Origin of the sequence: Namhaeicola litoreus, from assembly GCF_042679565.1 — a bacterium.
GTDB classification, from domain to species: Bacteria; Bacteroidota; Bacteroidia; order Flavobacteriales; family Flavobacteriaceae; genus Namhaeicola; species Namhaeicola litoreus.
Genome location: NZ_JBHTMY010000002.1, coordinates 1,083,747 through 1,106,873 on the forward strand (window position 1 = coordinate 1,083,747; position 23,127 = coordinate 1,106,873).

23 protein-coding genes are annotated in these 23,127 nt (G+C 36.6%); 10 read left to right on the forward strand and 13 right to left on the reverse strand.

Translation table 11 applies throughout. From position 1 onward, the window contains the following. Positions 1–14: 14 nt before the first annotated feature. A complete protein-coding gene (gene ahcY / locus ACFQ39_RS06530; protein WP_377177249.1) occupies positions 15–1,331 on the reverse strand; it encodes an adenosylhomocysteinase in 1,317 nt (438 codons plus the stop codon). Positions 1,332–1,387: 56 nt separating this feature from the next. Here ahcY and ACFQ39_RS06535 point away from each other — a divergent pair, with 56 nt between their 5' ends. From ACFQ39_RS06535 to ACFQ39_RS06565, 7 genes are all read left to right on the forward strand, one after another. Further along, positions 1,388–2,014 (forward strand): 4'-phosphopantetheinyl transferase superfamily protein, encoded by a 627-nt coding sequence (locus ACFQ39_RS06535; RefSeq protein WP_377177251.1) that lies wholly within the window; start codon positions 1,388–1,390, stop codon positions 2,012–2,014. Beyond that, positions 2,014–2,763 (forward strand): geranylgeranylglyceryl/heptaprenylglyceryl phosphate synthase, encoded by a 750-nt coding sequence (locus tag ACFQ39_RS06540; RefSeq protein ID WP_377177253.1) that lies wholly within the window; start codon positions 2,014–2,016, stop codon positions 2,761–2,763. Before ACFQ39_RS06535 ends, ACFQ39_RS06540 begins: the two co-directional genes overlap by 1 nt. Beyond that, positions 2,747–3,007 (forward strand): YkoF family thiamine/hydroxymethylpyrimidine-binding protein, encoded by a 261-nt coding sequence (locus ACFQ39_RS06545; RefSeq protein WP_377177255.1) that lies wholly within the window; start codon positions 2,747–2,749, stop codon positions 3,005–3,007. The genes ACFQ39_RS06540 and ACFQ39_RS06545 overlap by 17 nt, the downstream gene beginning before the upstream one ends. Next, positions 2,991–3,623, forward strand: coding sequence for a nicotinamide riboside transporter PnuC (gene pnuC, locus ACFQ39_RS06550; RefSeq protein WP_377177257.1), 633 nt, complete (start codon positions 2,991–2,993; stop codon positions 3,621–3,623). The genes ACFQ39_RS06545 and pnuC overlap by 17 nt, the downstream gene beginning before the upstream one ends. Then, positions 3,584–4,183: an AAA family ATPase gene (locus ACFQ39_RS06555; protein WP_377177259.1), complete on the forward strand. Its 600-nt coding sequence runs from the start codon at positions 3,584–3,586 to the stop codon at positions 4,181–4,183. Before pnuC ends, ACFQ39_RS06555 begins: the two co-directional genes overlap by 40 nt. A 2-nt stretch (positions 4,184–4,185) precedes the next feature. Then, positions 4,186–4,584: an alternative ribosome rescue aminoacyl-tRNA hydrolase ArfB gene (gene arfB, locus ACFQ39_RS06560; protein WP_377177261.1), complete on the forward strand. Its 399-nt coding sequence runs from the start codon at positions 4,186–4,188 to the stop codon at positions 4,582–4,584. Between the two features lie 191 nt (positions 4,585–4,775). Further along, positions 4,776–6,944 carry a TonB-dependent receptor gene (locus ACFQ39_RS06565; protein ID WP_377177263.1) on the forward strand — a complete coding sequence of 723 codons (2,169 nt, stop codon included), beginning with the start codon at positions 4,776–4,778 and terminating at the stop codon, positions 6,942–6,944. A 14-nt stretch (positions 6,945–6,958) separates the two neighbouring features. On the opposite strand, the gene ACFQ39_RS06570 is transcribed toward ACFQ39_RS06565, so the two are convergent. The 11 genes from ACFQ39_RS06570 to nrfD all read right to left on the reverse strand — a co-directional run bounded on the left by ACFQ39_RS06570 (position 6,959) and on the right by nrfD (position 19,693). Next, positions 6,959–8,266 (reverse strand): NAD(P)/FAD-dependent oxidoreductase, encoded by a 1,308-nt coding sequence (locus ACFQ39_RS06570; protein WP_377177265.1) that lies wholly within the window; start codon positions 8,264–8,266, stop codon positions 6,959–6,961. Positions 8,267–8,271: 5 nt separating this feature from the next. Beyond that, positions 8,272–8,478 carry a YgaP family membrane protein gene (locus tag ACFQ39_RS06575; protein WP_377177267.1) on the reverse strand — a complete coding sequence of 69 codons (207 nt, stop codon included), beginning with the start codon at positions 8,476–8,478 and terminating at the stop codon, positions 8,272–8,274. A 15-nt stretch (positions 8,479–8,493) separates the two neighbouring features. After that, complete coding sequence (gene trxA / locus ACFQ39_RS06580) at positions 8,494–8,790, reverse strand: thioredoxin (protein WP_377177269.1); 297 nt, start codon at positions 8,788–8,790, stop codon at positions 8,494–8,496. 2 nt (positions 8,791–8,792) lie between these two features. After that, complete coding sequence (locus ACFQ39_RS06585) at positions 8,793–9,068, reverse strand: heavy-metal-associated domain-containing protein (RefSeq protein ID WP_377177271.1); 276 nt, start codon at positions 9,066–9,068, stop codon at positions 8,793–8,795. Further along, a complete protein-coding gene (locus ACFQ39_RS06590; RefSeq protein WP_377177273.1) occupies positions 9,052–9,636 on the reverse strand; it encodes a Tll0287-like domain-containing protein in 585 nt (194 codons plus the stop codon). The genes ACFQ39_RS06585 and ACFQ39_RS06590 overlap by 17 nt, the downstream gene beginning before the upstream one ends. 5 nt (positions 9,637–9,641) lie before the next feature. Next, positions 9,642–10,040 carry a rhodanese-like domain-containing protein gene (locus tag ACFQ39_RS06595; RefSeq protein ID WP_377177275.1) on the reverse strand — a complete coding sequence of 133 codons (399 nt, stop codon included), beginning with the start codon at positions 10,038–10,040 and terminating at the stop codon, positions 9,642–9,644. A 79-nt stretch (positions 10,041–10,119) separates the two neighbouring features. Beyond that, a complete protein-coding gene (locus tag ACFQ39_RS06600; protein ID WP_377177277.1) occupies positions 10,120–11,538 on the reverse strand; it encodes an MBL fold metallo-hydrolase in 1,419 nt (472 codons plus the stop codon). Positions 11,539–11,622: 84 nt separating this feature from the next. Beyond that, positions 11,623–13,356: a SulP family inorganic anion transporter gene (locus tag ACFQ39_RS06605; protein WP_377177279.1), complete on the reverse strand. Its 1,734-nt coding sequence runs from the start codon at positions 13,354–13,356 to the stop codon at positions 11,623–11,625. 50 nt (positions 13,357–13,406) lie between these two features. Then, positions 13,407–15,137, reverse strand: a complete 1,731-nt coding sequence (locus ACFQ39_RS06610; RefSeq protein WP_377177280.1) for a SulP family inorganic anion transporter — start codon at positions 15,135–15,137, stop codon at positions 13,407–13,409. 23 nt (positions 15,138–15,160) lie between these two features. Then, positions 15,161–18,052: a molybdopterin-dependent oxidoreductase gene (locus ACFQ39_RS06615; protein ID WP_377177282.1), complete on the reverse strand. Its 2,892-nt coding sequence runs from the start codon at positions 18,050–18,052 to the stop codon at positions 15,161–15,163. Positions 18,053–18,076: 24 nt separating this feature from the next. Beyond that, positions 18,077–19,693 carry an NrfD/PsrC family molybdoenzyme membrane anchor subunit gene (gene nrfD / locus ACFQ39_RS06620; protein WP_377177284.1) on the reverse strand — a complete coding sequence of 539 codons (1,617 nt, stop codon included), beginning with the start codon at positions 19,691–19,693 and terminating at the stop codon, positions 18,077–18,079. Between the two features lie 270 nt (positions 19,694–19,963). Here nrfD and ACFQ39_RS06625 point away from each other — a divergent pair, with 270 nt between their 5' ends. The 3 genes from ACFQ39_RS06625 to ACFQ39_RS06635 are packed head-to-tail and all read left to right on the forward strand — an operon-like array spanning position 19,964 to position 21,356. Further along, positions 19,964–20,206, forward strand: a complete 243-nt coding sequence (locus ACFQ39_RS06625; protein WP_377177286.1) for a MoaD/ThiS family protein — start codon at positions 19,964–19,966, stop codon at positions 20,204–20,206. Then, entirely contained in the window at positions 20,207–20,632 is a 426-nt protein-coding gene (locus ACFQ39_RS06630) for a molybdenum cofactor biosynthesis protein MoaE (protein WP_377177288.1), read from the forward strand. It abuts the gene before it with no gap. A 10-nt stretch (positions 20,633–20,642) separates the two neighbouring features. Continuing rightward, positions 20,643–21,356 (forward strand): carboxylesterase family protein, encoded by a 714-nt coding sequence (locus ACFQ39_RS06635; RefSeq protein WP_377177290.1) that lies wholly within the window; start codon positions 20,643–20,645, stop codon positions 21,354–21,356. Position 21,357: 1 nt separating this feature from the next. On the opposite strand, the gene ACFQ39_RS06640 is transcribed toward ACFQ39_RS06635, so the two are convergent. Further along, positions 21,358–23,127, reverse strand: coding sequence for a MutS-related protein (locus ACFQ39_RS06640; protein WP_377177292.1), 1,770 nt, complete (start codon positions 23,125–23,127; stop codon positions 21,358–21,360).

Below are 23,127 nucleotides of genomic sequence, written 5' to 3' on the forward strand. Positions count from 1 at the left end.
GTTATTAAGAGGAATTAGTATCTGTAATATTCAGGCTTAAACGGACCTTCAACTTCAACACCAATATACTTGGCTTGAGCTTCACTTAATTCATCTAATTCTACCCCAATTTTCTCTAAGTGCAAACGCGCCACTTTCTCGTCTAAATGTTTTGGCAACATATAAACTTTATTTTCATATTGATCTCCATTTTTCCATAATTCAATTTGAGCAAGTGTCTGGTTTGTAAATGAATTACTCATCACAAAGCTGGGATGTCCGGTGGCACAACCCAAATTTACCAATCTTCCTTCCGCCAATAACAAAACATCCTTACCGTTAATGGTGTATTTATCTACCTGGGGTTTTATTTCAACTTTGGTAGCCCCGTAATTCTTATTCAACCAAGCCACGTCGATTTCATTATCAAAATGACCAATATTACATACAATGGCTTTGTCTTTTAGTCTTTCAAAATGTTTACCGACAATGATATCTTTATTACCGGTAGTGGTGATGACGATATCTGCTTTGTCGATTACATTGTCCATTTTCTTGACTTCAAAACCTTCCATAGCCGCTTGCAAGGCACATATTGGGTCGATTTCTGTCACAATTACCCTAGCGCCGGTTCCTTTAAATGAAGCGGCAGTTCCTTTTCCCACATCACCGTATCCCGCAACCACAACCACTTTTCCTGCGAGCATAATATCTGTGGCCCTTCTAATCGCATCTACAGCGCTTTCTCTACAGCCATATTTGTTGTCAAATTTCGATTTAGTCACAGAATCGTTTACATTGATCACAGGAAGAGGTAAGGTCCCATCTTTCATTCTATCATACAAACGGTGAACACCTGTTGTTGTTTCTTCTGATATACCTTTGATACCTTTTACCAATTCAGGATATCGATCTAAAACCATATTGGTCAAATCTCCTCCGTCATCCAAAATCATATTTAAAGGCTTTTGATCTTCCCCAAAAAATAAGGTTTGCTCAATACACCAGTCAAACTCTTCTTCATTCATTCCTTTCCAGGCATAAACCTGAATTCCTTTTGCCGCGATTGCCGCAGCGGCATGATCTTGTGTTGAAAAAATATTGCAAGAACTCCATGTTACTTCCGCTCCTAATTCAACCAGAGTTTCTATTAAGACAGCTGTTTGGATTGTCATGTGTAAACACCCGGCAATTCTCGCTCCTTTTAAGGGTTTTTCGTTTTTGTATTCCTCACGTAAACTCATTAATCCAGGCATCTCAGCCTCTGCCAGCTCAATTTCCTTTCTTCCCCAGTCTGCTAAGCTGATATCTTTTACTTTAAAATTTACATATGTTGATGTATCTGATGCCATAATCTTTATATTTGTTTTTTCCTTTGCAAAAATACAAAATACCTTTGATTAAATAAATGCCTTTATATCGTTCTATAAAACCAAACGAGTACACGGATGTATACGTGTGGAAAATTGAAGAAACACTTGGCGAACTGCTTTTGGATACCCCCTTAAAAGACAGCAGCAAAAATCGTATGCAAAATATGCGCAGTCAAGTTCACCAAATGGGTTTTTTAAGTGTTAGGCACTTGTTAAAAGTTGCTGGTTACAATGATTTTGATTTGTATTACAATGAGCATGGAAAACCATTTTTGCAAGATGGGAAATATATATCGATTACCCATAGCCATAATTTTTCAGGAATTGTTGTGAGTGACCATGAAGTGGGTATAGATATTGAGAAAAACCGACCAAAAATTGTGAACATCCAAGATAAATTTGTCAATACAGAAGTTGATTCACTTTCTGATGAAGATCTGGTAAAACAACTCACGGTGGTTTGGGGTGCCAAAGAAGCCATGTATAAAATGTATCCGTTTGGAGGAATGAGCTTTAAACAACATATTGCCATCGACCCTTTTTTGTTCGCAGAGAAAAGATCAAAAGGTAGGGTAGAATTTGGTGAATGGAAACGAAGATTTATGATTTACTTCGATTTTTTTGTTGAAGATTTTACCTTGGTATATGCAATACCCGAATGATGAAAGAGAGAATATACGCCCATCTATTAGAAGCAAAAAAGAAACAAGAAAAGTTATTAGCTCTTTTACTAGATCCTGATAAGGTTTCATTGGGTGAGATACCTCGTTTAATGAAACAAATACACTTAGCAGAAGTTGATTTGTTATTAGTTGGAGGTAGCACGGTAGAATTAGGATTTACCGAAAAATTAATAGAGAAGATCAAAGTTTTATCTCAGATTCCAATCATCCTGTTTCCGGGCGATTACACCCAAATTACAAATCATGCAGATGCAATTTTATTTCTGTCACTTTTGTCCGGGAGAAATCCTGAGTATTTAATAGAACAGCAGATGAAAGCTGTTCCAATGCTCGAGAAATGCGATTTTGAAATTATTCCAACAGGATATATATTGATTGATGGCGGTCATGAATCTGCCGTGCAAAGGGTGAGTAAGACCTTGCCAATTCCGCAGAATCAGATTGAGAAAATAGTGCATACAGCAAAAGCAGCCATGTACCTAGGAAACAAATTAATTTACTTGGAGGCAGGGAGTGGCGCGATTAATTCGGTCGACAAAAGAATTGTGAAGGAGGTAAGCACTCGAGTAGATATCCCTGTCATTGTAGGTGGCGGTATCAAGAATAAGTCGCAACTTCAGGAAGCCTACGAAAACGGAGCAGATGTAGTAGTAATTGGCACGGCATTTGAAAACGATCAAAATGTTTTACAAGAATTAAGTCATAAAAAAGATGAAAGTATCCATTGATATTTCTATGTATCCTTTACACAAGGATTTTGAGAAACCCATCATTGAATTTATCAAAAAACTGCGAAATTCAAATTTTATCGTTGAAGAAAACGGTCTGAGTACACAGATCTTTGGCGAATACCTCGAGGTAATGGATTTTATCAATAAACATATACATCAAGCACTGCTAGACGAAAAAAATTGTGTTTTTATTTTAAAAATAGTCACCGAAGACCGCAGTCATCATGATCCAACTTATTGATTCGCTTTTTGAACAATACGCCAGTTACGAAACGGCCGACATCATCCTAGAAATAGTGGCTGTTATTTTTGGATTTTTGTCTGTTTGGTTCTCGAAACAGAATAAAATATGGGTTTTCCCCACAGGGATGATCAGTACAGCCATTTTTGTTTATCTTTTATATAAATGGGATTTACTAGGAGATATGCTCATCAATGGCTATTATTTCATTATGAGCGTTTATGGTTGGTATATTTGGACAAGGAAAGTAGATGCGACTCATGTTACACCAATTTCCAGAACTTCACTCAAAGAAAAAAGGTGGTCTGTCCTAATTTTTGTTCTAACCTTAATTTTTGTTTTTTTCGTCTATAAAATCAATGATAAGTGGCATAGTTGGCCCGCTTATGTGGATACTTTTACAACAGCTATTTTCTTTGTAGGCATGTGGCTTATGGCGAAAAGAAAAATTGAGAATTGGATTTTCTGGATTATTGGAGATATTATCTCAGTACCACTATATCTCTATAAAGGTTTTGCATTTACCAGTTTTCAGTATTTTGTTTTTACCTTTATCGCCATACTTGGATATCTGGCATGGAAAAAAGACTTACACAAAAGCCCGCAAACATTGTAAAAGTGGTTCTATTTGGACCCGAATCTACCGGTAAAACTACCTTGTCAGAATTACTGGCAATTCATTATAACACGGTTTGGGCGCCTGAATTTGCCAGAGATTATTTGCAGAATAAGTGGAACAATGAAAGAAAGACCTGCGAAGCAGAAGATCTTATACCCATTGCAATTGGGCAGATGGAATTGGAAAATAAATTGGCGAAAAAGGCGGATAAAGTGCTGATTTGCGACACAGATCTTTTAGAAACGATGGTCTATTCTGAAGAGTATTATGGTGGATTTGTAAATCCTGATCTTGAAGAAGCAGCCTTAAAGAACAATTATGATCTTTACTTGTTAACGTATATTGATACCCCGTGGGAAGCCGATGATCTTCGCGACAGACCTGAACAGCGAGAAGAGATGTTCCAAGCTTTTGAAAAAGCACTTCAAAAATACAATAGGCCTTACGTCAAGCTTACCGGGGGTATTAAAAAAAGACTTAAAGAGGCAGTGAGTGCCATCGATGATATTTTAGATCGCCGAGAAAATCTAGACCAGTATTCGCAGCATATTCATTAAAAATGGATAGAGAAATCATTCTTAAAGAACTAAATTATTCAGCCGTTCGCTCTGGCGGACCGGGAGGCCAACATGTGAATAAAGTGTCGTCAAAAGTGGTATTAAATTTTGATCTGATGAATTCTTTCGGTCTAAGCGATGATGAAAAATCTGTACTTCAAAAGAACTTAAAAAGTAAACTTTCCAAAGAAGGTTTACTCATTCTTACGAGCAATGATAGTCGGAGCCAACATAAAAATAAAGAATTGGTCACTGTAAAACTTTTTAAACTGCTGCAAAAGGCTTTACTAAAGCCAAAATCCAGAAGAACTACGAAACGCACAAAAACATCAATTCTAAAGCGTTTAGAGACCAAAAAGAAGCATGCCCAGATCAAAAATTTGAGAAAAAAATTAGATTAAAAAAATAAATTTTTAAGTCGTTTTCTTTTGTACTTTTGCCCAGTAATTTTTTAGGGGTGCTGAAATATTTTCGGCTGAGATAATACCCAATGAACCTGAACAGGTAATGCTGTTAAGGGACTATTCTCTCTGCGCCAACAAGGCAACACCCTTTTAAATTTTAGGAATTTGTAAAATTTTAAAGGTAAATCATGAAAAAAATTATTGTTTGCTTCATCCTGTTTCAAACAACTGTTTGGGCACAAGACATGGCTGTATTAAAAGATACGGTACAGTTAGAAGAAGTTGTTGTAAAGGCTGTGCGGGTAGATGAAAAAGCTCCATTTGCACAATCTACCATCACGAAAAAAGAAATTGAAAAACGAAATTTAGGGCAAGACGTTCCTATTTTGATGAATTTTTTACCCTCTGTTGTAACCACTTCAGATGCCGGTGCAGGTGTAGGCTATACCGGAATTCGCGTGAGAGGTAGCGATGCAACCCGTGTAAACGTAACGATTAACGGAATACCTTATAACGATGCAGAATCACAAGGTACATTTTGGGTAAACATTTCAGACTTTGCTTCTTCGGTAGAAGATTTACAATTGCAACGTGGGGTAGGAACCTCTACCAATGGGTCAGGTGCTTTTGGCGCGAGCTTGAATCTCTTGACGGAATCGATATCAAATCGGGCGAATGCAGAGATCAATAGTAGTTTTGGTTCTTTTAACACCTTCAAGCATAATGTAAAGTTCAGCACCGGACTTATAGGAAACCATTTTGAATTGGCAGGTAGACTTTCAGTGATTACCTCAGATGGATACATAGACAGAGCAAGTTCAGACCTGAAATCGTATTTTCTTCAGGGCGCTTATAAAGATGAAAACACATTGATCAAAGCACTTACTTTTGGTGGTCATGAAATTACCTATCAGGCCTGGTATGGTATCGATGCAGAAACATTAAAAACAGATAGGAAGTTTAATTTTGCCGGTATTTATACTGATCAAAATGGAGAAACTCAATTCTATGATAATGAGGTAGATAATTATCAGCAAGATCATTTTCAATTACATTGGAGTGAAAAAGTAAATAATTATTGGTCTACAAATATTGGTTTAAACTATACTAAAGGAAAGGGATATTTTGAGCAGTATAAAGAAGATGAATCCTTGGAAGATTATGACATAGATCCCATTTCAATTGGAGGTGAATCCATTGAAACTACAGACCTCATTAGACGGAGGTGGCTGGACAATGATTTTTACGTGATCAATGCCACAGGAAACTATAATGATTCTAAGTTAGATCTTGTATTTGGTGGTTCTTATAGTCTTTACGATGGAGATCATTTTGGTGAAATTATCTGGGCGAGATTTGCAGGAGATTCTGAGATAAGAGATCGTTATTACCAAGGTAATGGTACAAAGAAAGATTTTAGTGTATTCGCAAAAGCCACTTATAAAATAAGACAGAATTGGGCTGTTTATGGTGATCTCCAAGAACGCTTCGTAAATTATAAAACAACAGGTCTGACTTCAGATAGAATAGCCTTGGTAGTAGATGAGAATTATGCTTTTTTTAATCCAAAATTTGGTACAACCTACGATATCAATAAAGAGCAAAATATATATTTTTCATACGCCAGAGCTAATCGGGAACCGAATAGAAATGATTTTGAAAACGGGGTAGAAAAACCTGAAAAACTAAATGACTTTGAACTTGGCTGGAGATTAAATAAGTCCAAAACCCAGATCAATGCAAATATTTATTACATGGCCTATGAGGATCAATTGGTTTTAACCGGCGAGTTGGACGATGTAGGTAATCCCATAAGAACAAATTCAGGAGAAAGTTATAGATTGGGTTTTGAGCTGGATGCCAGGTTGAAGTTTTTAGATCATTGGACACTTATTCCAAGTTTAACCTTGAGTAGTAATAAAAACATTGATTTTGTAACTACCATTGATGGAGAAATCGTTGATTTAGGAAAAACAAATATTGCTTTTTCACCAGATGTTGTAGGGTCAAATATGTTGTTGTATCAACCTAATGAACAGTGGTATTTTGGTCTTCTCTCTAAATATGTAGGAGAACAATACATGGGGAATATAGATAGCGAAGGTTCTAAATTAGATAGTTATTTCATTAATGATCTCAACGTTGGGTATACCCTAAATGATTTTTGGATCTTTAAGTCGGTTGATTTTAACCTATTGGTCAATAATATCTTTAATGTAAAATATGTTTCAAACGGATATTTTTATACTTATGATGATACTTGGAGTAATCCGGGTGAAACAATAACCATTGAAGGAGCAGGATATTATCCGCAGGCCGAGATTAATTTTTTAGCCGGCTTGAGTTTAAAATTTTAATAAGGAATAGAGGTTTAAACCTCTATTCCTTTCATCATTTTATTCCAATAAATATAAGGAAGAATATATTTTTTAAGAATCCAAAGGCGCCAATGCTCTTGAGATGAATCGGCTATAAACAGCTTCGACTTAATCATCGGATCGGGTTTAAACTCTTTGCTATAATCAAATTCTGCCAATACCATTTTTCCGTAACCCGTGACCAGAGGGCAAGATGAATATCCGTTGTATTCTTTTGCAGTTAGTTTTTTAGCATTGATCATTTCTAAAATATTAGCCACAACAACAGGAACTTGTTTTCTAATGGCTGCTCCTGTTTTAGCGGTTGGTAATTGTGCCGTATCACCAAGACCAAAAATGTTTGAAAATTGGGTGTGTTGCAAGGTTTTATCATTGACAGACAACCAACCCTCAGCAGTGGCTAATGGCGATTTGGCAATGAACTTGGGTGCAGCCTGAGGAGGTGCAAGATGCATCATGTCGAAATGAATTCCATATAAATTACCTTCGATTTCTGTTTTTACATTTTTGTAATTATGTTGAATTTCTTTATCCAAGGTCTTGGTATCATCGTCAGACATAATTACGCAACCACCTGCAGTTAAATCTTTGTCTATTTCGTACCAGGCAATTTTTTTATGAGGATCTACTTTCACCAATTTATGAAAAAACCGCACGTTGATGTCTTTTCTATCCACCACCTCCATTAAAGTTTTTGCAATAGGTTTTACTGCAAAAATTACTCCACCAGGAAGGGCAAATATAATATCAGTTTTGTCTCTAACACCACTCTTTTTAAAATGCTCGTCAGCCAAATACATAATTTTTTGAGGCGCTCCTCCACACTTAATTGGGGTAGTTGGCATGGTAAACAGGGCAGTACCACCTTTAAAATTCTGAAGAACCTCCCAAGTATGTTGAGGATCTGTGTAGTTGCTACAAACAATTCCTTTATCCATGGCTTCTGTCAACCCTGGAACTAATTCGGGTGCCATTCTTAAACCAGGACATACAACCAGAAAATCATAAGTGAATTCTTTACCTTCAGCAGTGATGACTTTATTCTGATCAGGAATAAATGTTTCGGCGTGTTCTTTAATCCATTTTACACCCTCAGGTATCAGGGAACTCATTTCTCTTTCCGTCTTTTCAAAATCATAGGTATTAGCACCTACTAGGGTCCAAGCAGGTTGGTAGTAATGTTTTTCAGAAGGCTCTATTAAACCTATATCGACAAGTTTATTTTTTCTTTTTAATTGTGCTGCTACCATAATCCCAGCGGTTCCTCCGCCGATGATTAATACCTGATAATGTGAAGACATAACCTTTATTTTTTGATTTTACAGGTGTTAATTCCGAAGAGAGAGAATAACGGGCATACACCGGTTACTGCTGTTACTACCATGATAAGGGCTACAACATACAATAAGTAATTCCACGGACTTGCTACTGCGCATGTATAGGCGAAATAAAGTGCCACAACGGCTAATACATAGCGAATGATTTTATCTGTATTACCAACATTTTTTGTCATTTGTATAAATTTTAGTTAAACATATGCATTTAAAACAGAGATAAGTTCATTGGCCTGCATTACTCCTGATTGTCTCCAAGCAGACTGTCCATCTTTAAATAGAATCATTGTCGGTACACCTCTAATACCAAATTTTTGTGCTACTGCAGGATTCTGATCGATATCAATTTTAACAATTTTGAGTTTTTCCTTATAATGATCTTTTACCTCCTTTAGTATAGGCGCCATCATTTTACATGGCCCACACCAATCCGCTTTAAAATCCACTAAAACGGGAGTTTTTTGACTGATGATATCATTAAAACTGGACATAGTTATACTTCTTTACTCATTCTTCCACTTGCACAACTTACAAACGATTTTGCTTTATGAAGGATTGTATTCGATTCGTCTTCTGCGGGATAGCCCATTTGTGACAGTTTTTCTTTTACACTTTTTATTACTTCTTGATTCTCAGTATTTATGGTTACTAATGATTTTTCTAAATCAACTTCTACATCTAACTGGTCGTTTAATCCTAAAAGACCTTTTTTGATGGAATTTGCGCAACCACCACATTTTAAATTAAGTATTTCAATTGATGTTTTCATGTATTTTTTCTTTAAATGTAACCTTCCAAACTCCTCGTAAATCTCCTGCTTGAAATCCTGTTGCGAGGTCGGTTGGATATATGTTTTTTATTATTGAGTCTGTTTCTTTATTCATTGTTATACCTACAACTCCATGACAAGTTAAACATTTTTCTTGAGTTAATATGGGGGCATAATACTTTACAAAACTGTCATTGCCATCTAATATGGGTTTCAATTCTTTGTTGTTTTGCATATCATTAAAAAAACGATTAATAATGTCTAAATCTTCAGATGAAGCCATATTGACAGAATTTCTGTTTTTATGTGAAATTCTCTGTACATCCGCATGGTAAATATCCGCGATTCTATCTGTGATGTCGATGGCATTTTCATTGCAAAAGGTCAAGGCGTGTTCTATACCACCTTCAGATAGTTTTTGAGTAAGTTGGGTGGTTAACTCTTTTCCTGCTGATTTAGTAATTTCTGCGCCTAATTCTTGGTAGGCTATTGTTTCTTGTTTTGACAGTTTTTTTTGACAACTGGTTAACAGGATCAGGAATGATAAAAATATGATTCCATTTTTCATTATTGTTATTTTTCTAAGGGTAAGTTAGCTCTCTGCCAAGAAATTATTCCGCCATTTAGGTCATAAACTTGAGAGAACCCACTTTCGGCAAGGATTTTAGCAGCTTTATTGCTTCTTGATCCTATTTTGCAATACACATAGACTTTCTCATTTTTATTGAGTTTTTCTATTCGCGCCTTAAAATCAGAATCATTTACATTGATATTAATTGCATTTTGAATATGGCCACTTTCATATTCACCGGGAGTTCTTACATCAATGATCACTTCATTTTCTGTAGCTAGTCTAAAATCATCCACATTAACTTTTTGGATTTTTCCGTTGGAACTTTCACTGTTTTGTCCACAGCTGATCAAAACAAAAAATACAAATGTGAAAAAAGGAATAACTTTTAGTAATTTCATGATAGAGGTTTTTAACTAAATAAAATTAATAAAAAAGGAGGTATCTACCTCCTTTTTTTGACATCTAAAAATCAATTACCTATAACAGTGTTGTTGGACAAACATATTCGGAAATAGGAGCATCGGTTTCTTTTATTTCTTTGAAACCACCCCTTACATCAAATACATTTTCAACACCATTTGCTTTAAATATTGACGCTGCGATTAATGATCTATAACCAGAAGCACAATGCAGTACATAAGTTTTGTTTGGATTTATTTCCGCAAAATTTTGATGAATAAAATCAAGAGGGAAATTATCAACTCCAATAACATGTTCAGACAAATACTCTGATTCTTTTCGAACATCCAATGGATTTTCTATTGACCCATCCGCCAATTGTTTTGCGAAAGCAATAGGAGATAATGAACCTATCTTATCTACTTCGAAACCGTGATCTGTCCAATTTATTATTCCGCCAAACAAATAGCCCAAAGTATTATCGTATCCTACTCTTGAAAAACGAGTAACGATTTCATTTACTCTATTTTCATCATCAGCGATAAAGATAATTTTTTGGTTGATGTTTTTGATTAAAGCTCCAACCCAAGGAGCAAAACTTCCGTCTAATCCAATGAACCATGCACCAGGAACAGTTCCTGTTTCGGTGTAAGCTTCTTTCGTTCTCGTATCTATAACCAGAACATCCTTTTGCTCGCTCATTTCTTTGAACGTGGGAGGATCTAAAGGTGTAGTTCCTTTGTGTAAAACTTCATCAATACTGGTATTGATAGACTTGTTCATACGCACGTTATTTGGAAAATATTGTGGCGGTGGTTTTAGACCTGTTGTAACTTCTTTGATGAATTCTTCTTTGGTCATATCCGCTCTAAGCGCATAATTTGTCTTCTTTTGGTTACCTAAAGTATCAAAAGTTTCTGAACTCATATTTTTCCCACAAGCTGAACCTGCACCGTGATTCGGATAAACAATAATATCATCCGGTAAAGTCATAATTTTATTTCGAAGGGAATCGAATAAATGACCTGCAAGATCTCTTTCGGTCATATCAGATTTTACGGCTAAGTCTGGTCTTCCAACATCTCCAATAAATAGACAATCACCTGTAAATACATAAGGCATCTTTCCATTTTTGTCTACCAAAACATAAGAGGAAGATTCCATGGTATGACCAGGCGTATGCAGTAACCTTAGCTTAACATCTCCAATTTTAAACTCTTCGCCGTCTTTTCCATTGTAGATTTCATATTCTGCTTTTGCATTTGGTCCAAATACAATGGTTGCACCTGTTTTTTGTGCTAAATCGTATTGTCCTGATACAAAATCTGCATGGAAATGTGTTAAAAATATATATTTTATTTCTGCCTTATCTGTTTCTGCCATTCTCAAATAAGGATCGGTTTCTCGAAGGGGATCGATAATAGCGGCTTCTCCATTTGACTCGATGTAATAAGCCATCTCAGCCAAGCATCCTGTAAATAATTGTTCTACTTTCATATTTTTGTGATTTTTGTTCATTAACTCAATTCTTTCAAAATTAACGAATTAGGGTTAATGCTTTTGTAACAGTTGTTACCGAGTCTATCGATTTATTTGCTTGATAAACTCCTGATATGAATATTGAAGTGGTTTGCTCAATGTGTTTTTCGAATAACTATCTAAAGCTTCTTGCACATTCATAAAACAATGGTCATATCTAATTTTTTTCATTAAACCAGATTTTGCCAAGGTATCTCTAACCGGTCCTTTGATACCGGTTAAAGCAATTATAATTCCTTTTCTGCTAAAATAGTCGTGTATTTCTTCAAGGGCATAAATGGCACTTCCATCCAGATCGTTGATACTTTCAAAAACAAGTACAATCAATTTGAGTTTATCGCCTTTTTCTTCAGCGAAAGCCTGGACCTTATCTTTGAAAAATGTAGTATTGACAAAATACAATTGAGCATCTAAGCGAACAATGAGGATATCATCATTTACTTCGAGTCCGTTAAATCGATCTATATTTCTGTAAAAATTTGTATTTGGCACACGCCCCAAAACAGCGATATGAGGTTTGGTTGATTTAAAAATTAACATCCCTAATGAAATGACAATACCTGCCAAGATACCTTCTTTTATACCAAAGAAAATAGTGGTTAGAAGTGTTATGGTAAGCAAAATGAGATCTCGCCTACTAAAAACCAATAATTTATTTGGCAGTTTGAAATCTAGCAAACCGTAGGCTGCTACAATAATGATTGAGGCTAAAACGGCGATGGGTAAATAATAAAAAATAGGGGTAAGAAAGAGTAGGGTTAGACCAATTAAGATAGAAGCAAATAATCCAGCCAAGGGAGTCTTAGCCCCAGCTTCATCATTCACAGCTGTTCTCGCCATTCCTGCTGTTGCCGGATAAGATTGAAAGAATGAGCCTATCATATTGGCAAAACCCAATGCTGCGAGTTCCTGATTGGGTTTTACTTTGTAGTTGTTATGCCTGGTCTCCATCGTTTTTGCAACAGAGATGGCTTCCATAAAGCCAATAAGAGCAAGTGTTAGCCCTAGAGAACCTAACTCAGTAAAATTGGTTTGGTTGATTTGTGGAATTTTAAAACCTGGCAAACCTTGCGGTATATTTCCTATAACTTGTACACCTAAATTATTGAGTTGAAACGCAAAAGTTATAAGGGTTCCCAAGACAACTACTATCAAAGCACCAGGTAATTTTGGAGTATATTTTTTTGTTAGGATTAAAATGAGCATTGAAAAAATGCCTACGAAAGCTGTTATCCAATGGATATCTGTAACAGCGTGAATAAAATCGAAGAATAAATCTTGTACATGATTGTTTCTTTTCATGTCTAATCCCAATAAATTTCCGATTTGATTTGATGCAATGATGACCGCAGAGCCACTTGTAAAACCGCTTATGACGGGTCTAGATAGAAAATTGACAACAAATCCCATTCTGAATAATCCGAATAAGAGTTGAAAAGCACCCACAAAAAAGGCTAGAGCAATTGCAAAAACCACAAAATGCTCCGAACCTATGACTGCCAGTGTACTCAAGCCTGCTCCCACAATTAAAGAATCCATGGCTGCAGGACCGATAGACATTTGTCTTGAAGTGCCAAAAAGTGTATACACGGCCGGGGGAATAAGGGCAGTATATAAGCCATATATGGGGGGCAAACCTGCAATCATGGCATAGGCTATACCTTGTGGAATAAGCATTACGCCCACAGTTAATCCGGCGAGTATATCATTTTTAAACCACGATTTTTGATAGGATTTTCCCCAATCTAGAAAAGGCAATACAGAACTAAGCTTCATTGTAATGGAATTCCGAAGCAAAAGTAATACATTCTGTAAAGAATTTTAAATCAATAAGTTTTACATTCATGAAAAATTCTCATCGTACAATTCTCACAAATTATCTCATCCAGGTTTTTGTAAATCTCCGCAATTGCGGTTTTCTTATCTTTAAAGAAATTCTTCTGGCCAATATGGTCCAAAAAACCACCTTTTGTTAAAACATCCTGACTTACAATTTTTAGTCCGCTAAAGTATATATTTCCTCCTCTTGCTCTCCATTTATTCACTTCATGCTCTAACCATGTGGCACCCGCTAAATCAACAAAATTGATTCCCTTTGCTATTACTAGCACATTTTTTACTTCGTTTTTTTGATAGAGGTTATTGAAATAATCTGAGATTACTTCTAAGGCACCAAAGTATATAGATCCATCTATACGAACAATTTTTAGTTGTGGACACTCCTTTGTTTCTGGATCTCGAATTGTATTTATAAAAAGATGATCCTTTGTTAACCCCATCACTGCTATATTCGGTTTTGCCGTGCGCTCTAAATAGAAAAATAATGATAATGCGATACCTCCTAAAAGTGCAGTTTCCAATTCAAAAAATAAGGTGCCGAAAAGCGTAGTGGCTAAAACAAAAATTTCACGTTGACTAGTTTTGAAAACCTGTTTAATGTGTTCAAAATCAATTAAATTATAGCCTACTAAGAGAATAATTCCGCCCATGACCGGTGTAGCTAAATAGGCTGCGAATCCTGAGAATAAAAGAAGAACAATAACTAAAAAAAAACTGGCAAAAATAGCAGCCATTGGTGTTTTAGCACCAGCCTGATAATTTACCCCCGAGCGTGTAAATGAACCTGAACCGGCATAACTAGAAAAGAAACTCCCTATGATATTCGATAATCCTTGCCCTAGAAATTCTTGATTACTATCTATCCTTTGATGTGATTTTAACGTGATAGATCTCGCAATGGCGACGGCTTCAATCAGACCCAACAGTGCAAGTGTTAAAGCACCCGAACTAAGTGTTTTTACTTTTTCTAAAGATAGCTCTGGTATTTTAAATTGAGGAAGTTTACCTGTAATCTCACCAATAGTTTCAATTCCTTTCGATTCGCCTCCAAGAAAATAAGCCAAAACACTTCCTAATATCATGGCAATGAGCATTGAATAGCGAGAAATAACTTTTATTTTTTTGATGATCAATGCAAAAGCTAAAGTGCTCATGGCAACCAAAAAAACATACCAATTTGTTTCTCTGATATGCGTGGCTATATAAGATAGAATTTCATAGAATGACGAACCTTGGGGCACAGGTAAACCGAAAATATGTTTGAGTTGCTTGAATGCAATCAAGATTCCGGCACCTGCTGTAAACCCTAATATAACAGAATGGGAAACAAAGTTGACTAACTTTCCCATATTTGCCAGACCCATTGACAATTGAAAAACCCCTGTCATAAAGGTCAGTACCAAGGTTAGTCCCACATAAGCTTCCAGTTCGGTTGTGGGGTCTGCAAATTTTGAAATGGTTGCAAAAACGACAATCGACATGGCTGTGGTTGGCCCAGATATAAGGTGATGGGAGGATCCAAAAAGAGCGGCAATTACTGGAACGATCATCGCAGTATAAAATCCGTATTGAGGAGGTAGGCCTGCAATGATTGCAAAAGCAACTGCTTGAGGGATGACAATTATGGTCCCAGTAATTCCTGCGATCAAATCATCTTTCCAATGTTTTTTGGCAATAGGTATCCAATTTAGAAAAGGAAAGATTTTAGTAAAGGTCATTTTAGCTAATCAGTTGGAACGTTTTAATCTTTATCTGATTCAATTTTATAGGTAGATTCATCTGGCCTAAAAGCACGTTTAAACCATAAAGGTCTGCGGAGACCGTCAGGGCCGGGTGCGGGGCGTGTCATGGCAAGCCATTCTTTATAAACTTCATGAGCCTTATCTGTATCTACAAAAATATCTCCGTAATTTTCGCCTGGTCCGGGTATCTCAATTCTCACCCTTTGGTGCCAGGTGTGCATTCCGCTGATGGGATCCGGATGAACGGCATGGGTTATGTTTTGGTGCACACCACCGTCTTTCCAAAAAATTCTTTTCGAATCTTTATCATCAGACAAGAAAGGTTTGATACCCGATAGGGTAGTCATTTTCCATTTCCCTGCCTGAACTTGTTCCATCTTTACAGTATTGACGGCCCATCGGTTTCCATCCTGGTCTTGTTCTCTTTTCCACCGACCAATATGATGAGAACAAGCAACAACTCCTGGTTTCATCGATTGTGTTACCCAAACCTTATCAATAAAATAGCCAATATCAGTGACCATTTTAACCAGATCTCCAGTTTTCAGTTTATATTTATTTGCATCTTCAGGATGCATCCAAATAGGGTTTCTATTCGACATCTCTACCAGCCATTTCGCATTGCCGGATCTTGAATGAATTAATGTCGGTAAACGGAAAGTAGGAACCAAAACATATTCATTTTTAGATTTGTCTAAGGCATCATTGTGGATATGGCTTTTGATATAGCTAGGTACAGAATATTCCGGCCATTTCCAATCTACCATGGTTTGTGAATAAAATTCATTTTTACGAGAGGGTGTTGGGAAACCAACTACTGCTTTCCCTTGAACCATTACTCCGATGGGTTTTCCGTTTTTACTTATTACCTGTGTTTTTGGGTCAACCTTGGAGTCTTTCAGCTGTTCTGATGTGAGTGGGGTTTCGTTCTTTTTATAAGATTGTCCTTTTTCAATTTCAAATGCACCGTATTTCGCCATGTATTCAAATTCCGTCAAGCCCTCTTTTTTTGCAACTTCAGGTAAGCCTTTTACTCTTTCAAAAATGTATTGGTAATACTCTTCAATGGTAATTTTTTCTCCTTTCCTGTATGGAGATTCGACATGCTTTCGAATTCCCATACTTCCATCGGGATCTATTCTCCAAGTGAGTTCGATCCAGAATTCATCTTCTTCCCAAACCTCTCCAGGATTAGCTTCATAGGTATATTGAACTTTTTTCCCATTTCTTCTCGCTGCTTCTCTCAAAACAGGTTGTCTAAATGCCACCCAAGTTCCACCATGCGTGGCATAACTGTTGATATCATGTCGTTCAGAAGCCAAGCCCATTGGTAACACAAAATCCGCGAAATAAGCGGTTTCATTCCACGTGGGTGTAAGTGCAGTATGTAAACCAAATAAATTTTCATCCATCAAAGTTTCCATCCAAGAAAATCCGTCAGGATAGGTCCAAATAGGATTAAAAACTCTAGTAAAGTAAACATCCATTTTTCCGCGCCCTTCTTTTAAAAAATGAGGTAATAAAAAGCTCATTTCGAAAAAGGCCAATGGATACTCTTTTGGAAAATGTAGTTCATTCCATTTTTTTTGAGGTTTAGCAGGATTTGGTACTTCCGGATGGAATTTATTCCAAGAGTTTGGAGAAGTTCCACCTTTAGTCCCTACAGATCCTGTTAACACTTGTAGAAAGTGTAATGAACGCGATACGGCCCAACCACCAAGATTTGAGGCGCCTGCACTTCGCCAGTTGTGAGAAGCAAACCTTTCTCCGGCTTCACCGATTTTTACTGCAACTTCTCTGATCATTTCTGCCTTGACACCAGATTCTTTTTCTGCAAATTCAGGTGTAAAATCTTTGTATGTCTCAATCATGGCTGCAATGTAATTCTCGAAAGTCACTTCCATTTCGGGATGTAGCGCCTCTAAATACTGTTGCCAGTTTGTCCAGTTTTCTAAATAATTTCTGTTGTAAAGACCTTTTTCTAAAATAATCAAAGCCATGGCCAACAAAACGGCAGCCTCAGTTCCGGGATAAGAAGGCATCCAATAATCACTCATGGAAGCTGTATTGGATAACCTGGGATCCATGGTAGCCAATTTCGCCCCTTTCATTTTTCCTTCGATAATTCTCTGTGCATGCGGGTTAAAATAATGACCCGATTCTAAATGAGCTGAAATCAATAAAATAAATTTCGCTTCCGAGTGATCCGGCGAAGGTCTGTCGTATCCATACCACAGATTATATCCAAATCTAGCTCCGGATGAGCACACATTGGTATGTGAATTGTGCCCGTCAATTCCCCATGCGGGTAATACCCATTCCATAAATCCTTCATGTCCGGGTCTGCCCACATGATAGGCAATTTCGTTATGTCTATCTTCTTTTAGGGCTTTTCTAATTCTGGCAGCGATGGTGTCCAAAGCCTCATCCCAAGAAATTCTTTCCCATTGTCCGTCACCTCTTTTTCCTTTTCGTTTTAAGGGATACAAAATGCGATCTGGATCAGTAATTTGATTGATCGTCGCCGGACCTTTGGCACAATTCCTGCCTCTACTACCAGGGTGGTAAGGATTTCCTTCAAATTTTTTAACCTCTCCAGTTTCTTTGTCTATAAAGGCCGTTAATCCGCAGGCACTTTCACAATTAAAACAAGTTGTCGGAACAATTTGATAATTTCTCTTTTCTTTACGCGGCCATACTTCAGGGTTGTATTCTGTCCAGTTATCCCATTTTTCGGGAGGTGGAAAGTTGGCATACATTTGGGCCACTTCCTCATCTGAAAACGACATCATATCTTTTTCAGGTTCTTGATATCCCATTTTATGGAGATTTGGAATCAATCCAATTTTTTCTGCTATATTTTCTATGAAAGAAGGTTTTTTGTAGCCCATAACTAAGTTTTTTTACAATAATATTTATGCGAGAGGAATTCTTTGTGGGGCTTCAACCCAAATTTTTTCTGTGATATAAATTCCGATAAGAGATAAGACAGCTGCTAAAGCAGTGAACCAAATATTTCCGGTAAAAATCAGGATTAGAACAGGAATCACATTTCCAATGAGAACTGTACCTAGCCAGAATTTATTTTTATACGGTCCTTTTGTAATCATTTTAACGGTGGTTTTAGCAGCCGTTGTAGGGTGGGTAATTTTTATCTCAGTGAAAATCGTGAACAAATTCAATAGGGTAGAGAACAAAAGGGTTGAGGTAAGCAAATATTGCCAGTTGTATGTACCTGTAATAAGAGAGATCAAAACAAAAACTGCAGATCCTGCCATTAAACTATGAATAAGCATATGAAAAGGAAGTGCTGGTGATTGCCAAAAATCTCTTCCTTTTGCCTGGGCAAATAGGAATGCCGTGTAAATGGCCAATAGAACTCCAAAAAATGCTGTTACCCAAAGCAATGGTTTTTCTGGTATAGACCAGTCGAATATGGTTGCCACTGCCCAAAGAGTAACTAAGAGCCCGAAAATAGAGATGGTATAACCACCTTTTACCAACCAAGATTTCCATTGTGGTCTGAATAAAACATTTAAAAAACGATCCGGTCTGTCTAGGTCCATCACCAAAAATAATCCTGTAAGTCCAAGGAAGACCAATGAAATACCTGCAGACCATAATTTAGTTTCTTTGGTAAGGTCATGCCCCATTAAAACAGCGATAAAGGGGACTAAAAATGCACCAGCGGCAATAGCTTTGGTCATTACATATGCCGAAACTTCCCATCCCCAGAGAATGCCTTTGTCGGGTGTGTCATAAACGCGTCTTGCAGTTCCGTTTAATACATCTATATAATTTGGGTTTTCTGTATCTTTCTTTTGATAAGCGGCTTGTAACTCATTATCAATACTCAACTGTAACAGATTCACTTCATCGTTGGTATTGATCATTTTTTCCGCAGCTTTTGCATAATGTCCAACACCACGAGCTTGCGAATTCCATAATCCAGGACCAGATTTATCTGTGCTTTCAGGATTTAAACTTTGATAGTCTCCATCGATATAAAATAAATTGGGTTTTGTGCCTTTTTCAGGTTTGCGAACCATGACCTGTTCTCTGGCCAATAGTTGAGAAATTTCTGTGTTGAAATTTTCCATGTCTCCGGCAATAATTGCGTGTTCCGGACAAACTTCAACACAAGCCGGTGCTCTTCCTACCTCAACTCTATGCGCACAATAATTACATTTTGCAGCTGTATTGTTATCAGGATCTATGTAAAGTGCATCATACGGACAAGCCTGCATACACGATTTACATCCAATACAGCGATTATTGTCAAAATCAACAATGCCATCATCCCTCACAAAAAGGGCTTCTACAGGGCAAATTTCTACACAAGGAGCATCTGTACAATGGTTACATCGCATGACCGAAAAGATTCTTCGGGTATTCGGGAACTCTCCTTTTTCAACCTGTTTTACATAAGTTCTATTAACACCAACCGGAACGTTGTGTTCACTTTTACATGCCGTTGTACAAGCATGGCAACCGATACATTTTCGATTGTCGATGATGAAGCCAAATTTCATTCTAAGCTATTGTTTTATGGTTCATTGAGGAAAGTAAAAATAGGGTTAATTGATTGCCTTTTATCCACAAAGAGCTGTTTTACTCAAATTTATTAAATTCAGGAAGTTATTATGTAACAATAGTTACTGTAAATAAATGATGAAATACATTGTTCAATGGTTTGTTGGTCTGGACTTACAAAAGTTAAATAAATTTAAAATCAATCTAAATAGGGAAAAGCAAGTAACTGCTTAATCAGCTATGTTTTTTATATTTGTGAAAAACAAAAAGTGAAGATTAAAACATTGTTTTTTGGAGTAGCTCGCGATATTGTTGGGAAAGATGAACTTTTAATAGATGTTCAAGGAAATACGACCATTCAAGATTTTGAAGCAAGACTTCTCAACCAATATCCAGATTTTTCTGATATAAGGAATTTTGCTTTTGCAGTAAACGAGAGCTATGTAGATAGAAACTATTCTATTCAAAAAAATGATCTTATTGCGGTTTTACCGCCCGTTAGCGGAGGATAGATGAACGACAGAATTTCCATAAAGATTTCGGTTGAACCATTGAACATTCAAACATGTTTCGATTTTGTGCGCGATGATTCATGCGGAGGTATTGCCTTATTTGTGGGTACAGTAAGAAATCATACAGCAGAAAAGGACGTAAAGCAACTCGATTTTTCAACCTATGAACCAATGGCGGTCAAGGAAATGGAAATTATTGCAGATCATGCCATTCAAAGGTATCCAATAAAAAGAATAGCGATTCACCACGCCAAAGGTTTACTCAAAATTGGTGATCTACCCGTCATAATTGCAGTGTCCTCAGCACATAGAGAAGCAGCTTTTGAGGCCTGTCAGTTTGCTATAAATCGACTAAAACAAACCGTACCTATTTGGAAGAAAGAATTTTTTTCTGACGGAGAAGTATGGGTTAACGCGCATCCATAAATCTACTACCATGAAAATCATAATTTTGTTTTTATTGTTTCCAGCTTTTCTCTTTGCCCAATTAGAAGAAATAAGTTTTAATGGGAAGATCACAAAGGAAGTTTCTATGAACTATGTGATTGATTATCCTGAAAATTATAAAAAATCTAAACAGAATTGGCCATTGATCATTTTTTTACACGGTTCTGGAGAGCGTGGAACTGACGCCTCATTATTAAGTGTTCACGGACCCTTAAAATACCTCGCAGAAGGAAACTCTTTAGATGCTGTTGTTGTTGCTCCACAACTAAAGGAAGGGCAACTTTGGGAAGCTGATGAACTTTATGAATTGTTGAAAGAAATTGTGTTGAAGAACAAAATTGATATTTCGCGGGTCTATCTAACTGGCCTGAGCATAGGTGGGCTGGGCACATGGGATTTTGCCATTGCTTATCCGGAGCTTTTTGCTGCGGTTGCACCAATTTGTGCACCGATTGATTATGGCTTTCCCAGACAGGTTTATGTGTTAAAAGATAAGCCGGTCTGGGTTTTTCATGGGGCAAAAGATACAGTTGTGCCAGTTACAAGTTCAGAAAAAATGGTTGATGCGATAAAGGCTGCGGGAGGAAGTCCAAAATTCACAGTAGATCCTGAAGCTGATCATGATAGTTGGTCTAAACCCTATAGTGACCCTGAATTTTATGCTTGGTTGCTGGCCCAGGAACAAGATTTAAGTCGGAAATAAACTAAACGATTTCCATTTTTTTAAGTAGGAAAGATGCGTTCATATTCTGACAAATTCCCGACTTCATCTGATAATCAAAATGAAGCTCATCATCAATGATTTCTGCGTCAAAGTAGTAATTTTGAATATTTTCAGCAGATTCTGAAAGATTACAAAGGCTTAAATCGTGGGTAGCAATAAGTCCGGTAGAACCAGAGTTTGCTAATCTGCTCAGAAATTTTCGTGAACCCAGTGCTTTGTCTTGGCTATTTGTTCCTTTGAGAATTTCATCCAATATGATAAAATAGGTTTTGTTTTTTATCTCATCTACAATCAATTTAAGTCGTTTGAGCTCCGAAAAGAAATACGATTCTTCTTTAGAGAGTGAATCGTTTGTTCGCATGCTTGAAATCAATGCAATGGGGTGGTATTCAAATTTTTTTGCACACACGGGTAAACCGCAATTAGCCATGAGAATAGATAGACCAATTGTTCTTAAAAAAGTGCTTTTTCCGGCCATATTAGCTCCGGTAATGATAAAAAATTCTTCAGTGCTGATCTTAAAATCATTCTCCACTCTCTTTTGAAAATTGATAAGTGGATGTCCAATCTGAGTTGAATCGATGCAAAATCGATTAGAAATGAGTTTGGGAAATGTATATTGAGGGTGGTTAAAGGCAAAATTTCCCAGACTTATTTGTGCATCAAAAAAGGACAGTGTTTCAAACCATTTTTCAACTTCATTTTTGTTGTCGTTTAACCAAAGCTCAATTTTATAGACAAGAAGAATATCTCTTAAAAAAAGCGCATTACCTAAAATGCCAATGAAAAGGTTATTTCTTTGGTCGAATTTATCTAGCAGTCGTGAGAATTCTAATAATTTTTTAGATGCTTTTACATCTTGTTTAAGGAGTTCGGTTTGTTTTGTCTTTAATAAAATGGTCTCAAAAGATTCTTCCTCTATACTTTTTATTAGTTGCTCGTATTGGGCAATTGTACTGTATGCTTTACCCGCATGTCCGCCGAAACTCTGGATTTTCTTCACCCAAATCATAGTAATTCCCAAACCCAGAAAAAACCAGAGTGTGAGTAAAGAAAAAGGCAAAATAGAAAAATGCACAAGAGCAATGATCACCAGAGAAATGGCTGAAAAAGCAATTGGTAAAAAACGATATTTTTGATTTAAAAAAGCCCGGTGATTTTTTATCCAGTTTAAAACAGATTTTTCATCTGTTCCTGTTTCAGCTAGTTTTGCTGTGGCAATAAAATCTTGTCTCCATTCGGGTTTTTGACAAAGTTCTATTATAGATTCCTGTTTTTCTTTGATGTTAGAAATGTCATTAGATGACAATGCTTGGGCCAATCTATTTTTACCTGATTGTGTTGCAGTTCTATTCAGGTAGGCAAAAAAAGAATTTTTTCCGAAGAGATCTAAATCATAACTAAATGGATGATCAGGTGAAATAAATTCTTCTCCGGAATCGCAACGGCTAAAATTTCCTTGACCGATTTCGATTTCCCACTGATTTAAGCTGATTAATTCTATCGTTTTTTTGTACTGTTTTTGAAATTTGTTATACTCAAAAATCAAATAAATAAATAGGCCTATAAACAAGATGGCAAGGGAAAAACTAAGGATAGTTTGTTTGAAAAATAAATAGGTAAGACCTGCGCCAAACAAGAAAACGAGTAATCTCCCTATGCCAATCAAACGGATTTTTGTTTTAAGTTTCTGCTCTTTATCTTGAAAAAAAACGAGCTGTTTATGATAAAAATCTGAAGGATTTTGCAT

Excerpts from the sequence above, each read along its gene's own strand:
- ahcY (WP_377177249.1), bottom strand. The coding sequence starts at position 1,331 with ATGGCATCAGATACATCAACATATGTAAATTTTAAAGTAAAAGATATC.
- ACFQ39_RS06535 (WP_377177251.1), top strand. The coding sequence starts at position 1,388 with ATGCCTTTATATCGTTCTATAAAACCAAACGAGTACACGGATGTATAC.
- ACFQ39_RS06540 (WP_377177253.1), top strand. The coding sequence starts at position 2,014 with ATGAAAGAGAGAATATACGCCCATCTATTAGAAGCAAAAAAGAAACAA.
- ACFQ39_RS06545 (WP_377177255.1), top strand. The coding sequence starts at position 2,747 with ATGAAAGTATCCATTGATATTTCTATGTATCCTTTACACAAGGATTTT.
- pnuC (WP_377177257.1), top strand. The coding sequence starts at position 2,991 with ATGATCCAACTTATTGATTCGCTTTTTGAACAATACGCCAGTTACGAA.
- ACFQ39_RS06555 (WP_377177259.1), top strand. The coding sequence starts at position 3,584 with ATGGAAAAAAGACTTACACAAAAGCCCGCAAACATTGTAAAAGTGGTT.
- arfB (WP_377177261.1), top strand. The coding sequence starts at position 4,186 with ATGGATAGAGAAATCATTCTTAAAGAACTAAATTATTCAGCCGTTCGC.
- ACFQ39_RS06565 (WP_377177263.1), top strand. The coding sequence starts at position 4,776 with ATGAAAAAAATTATTGTTTGCTTCATCCTGTTTCAAACAACTGTTTGG.
- ACFQ39_RS06570 (WP_377177265.1), bottom strand. The coding sequence starts at position 8,266 with ATGTCTTCACATTATCAGGTATTAATCATCGGCGGAGGAACCGCTGGG.
- ACFQ39_RS06575 (WP_377177267.1), bottom strand. The coding sequence starts at position 8,478 with ATGACAAAAAATGTTGGTAATACAGATAAAATCATTCGCTATGTATTA.
- trxA (WP_377177269.1), bottom strand. The coding sequence starts at position 8,790 with ATGTCCAGTTTTAATGATATCATCAGTCAAAAAACTCCCGTTTTAGTG.
- ACFQ39_RS06585 (WP_377177271.1), bottom strand. The coding sequence starts at position 9,068 with ATGAAAACATCAATTGAAATACTTAATTTAAAATGTGGTGGTTGCGCA.
- ACFQ39_RS06590 (WP_377177273.1), bottom strand. The coding sequence starts at position 9,636 with ATGAAAAATGGAATCATATTTTTATCATTCCTGATCCTGTTAACCAGT.
- ACFQ39_RS06595 (WP_377177275.1), bottom strand. The coding sequence starts at position 10,040 with ATGAAATTACTAAAAGTTATTCCTTTTTTCACATTTGTATTTTTTGTT.
- ACFQ39_RS06600 (WP_377177277.1), bottom strand. The coding sequence starts at position 11,538 with ATGAAAGTAGAACAATTATTTACAGGATGCTTGGCTGAGATGGCTTAT.
- ACFQ39_RS06605 (WP_377177279.1), bottom strand. The coding sequence starts at position 13,356 with ATGAAGCTTAGTTCTGTATTGCCTTTTCTAGATTGGGGAAAATCCTAT.
- ACFQ39_RS06610 (WP_377177280.1), bottom strand. The coding sequence starts at position 15,137 with ATGACCTTTACTAAAATCTTTCCTTTTCTAAATTGGATACCTATTGCC.
- ACFQ39_RS06615 (WP_377177282.1), bottom strand. The coding sequence starts at position 18,052 with ATGGGCTACAAAAAACCTTCTTTCATAGAAAATATAGCAGAAAAAATT.
- nrfD (WP_377177284.1), bottom strand. The coding sequence starts at position 19,693 with ATGAAATTTGGCTTCATCATCGACAATCGAAAATGTATCGGTTGCCAT.
- ACFQ39_RS06630 (WP_377177288.1), top strand. The coding sequence starts at position 20,207 with ATGAACGACAGAATTTCCATAAAGATTTCGGTTGAACCATTGAACATT.
- ACFQ39_RS06635 (WP_377177290.1), top strand. The coding sequence starts at position 20,643 with ATGAAAATCATAATTTTGTTTTTATTGTTTCCAGCTTTTCTCTTTGCC.
- ACFQ39_RS06640 (WP_377177292.1), bottom strand. The coding sequence starts at position 23,127 with ATGCAAAATCCTTCAGATTTTTATCATAAACAGCTCGTTTTTTTTCAA.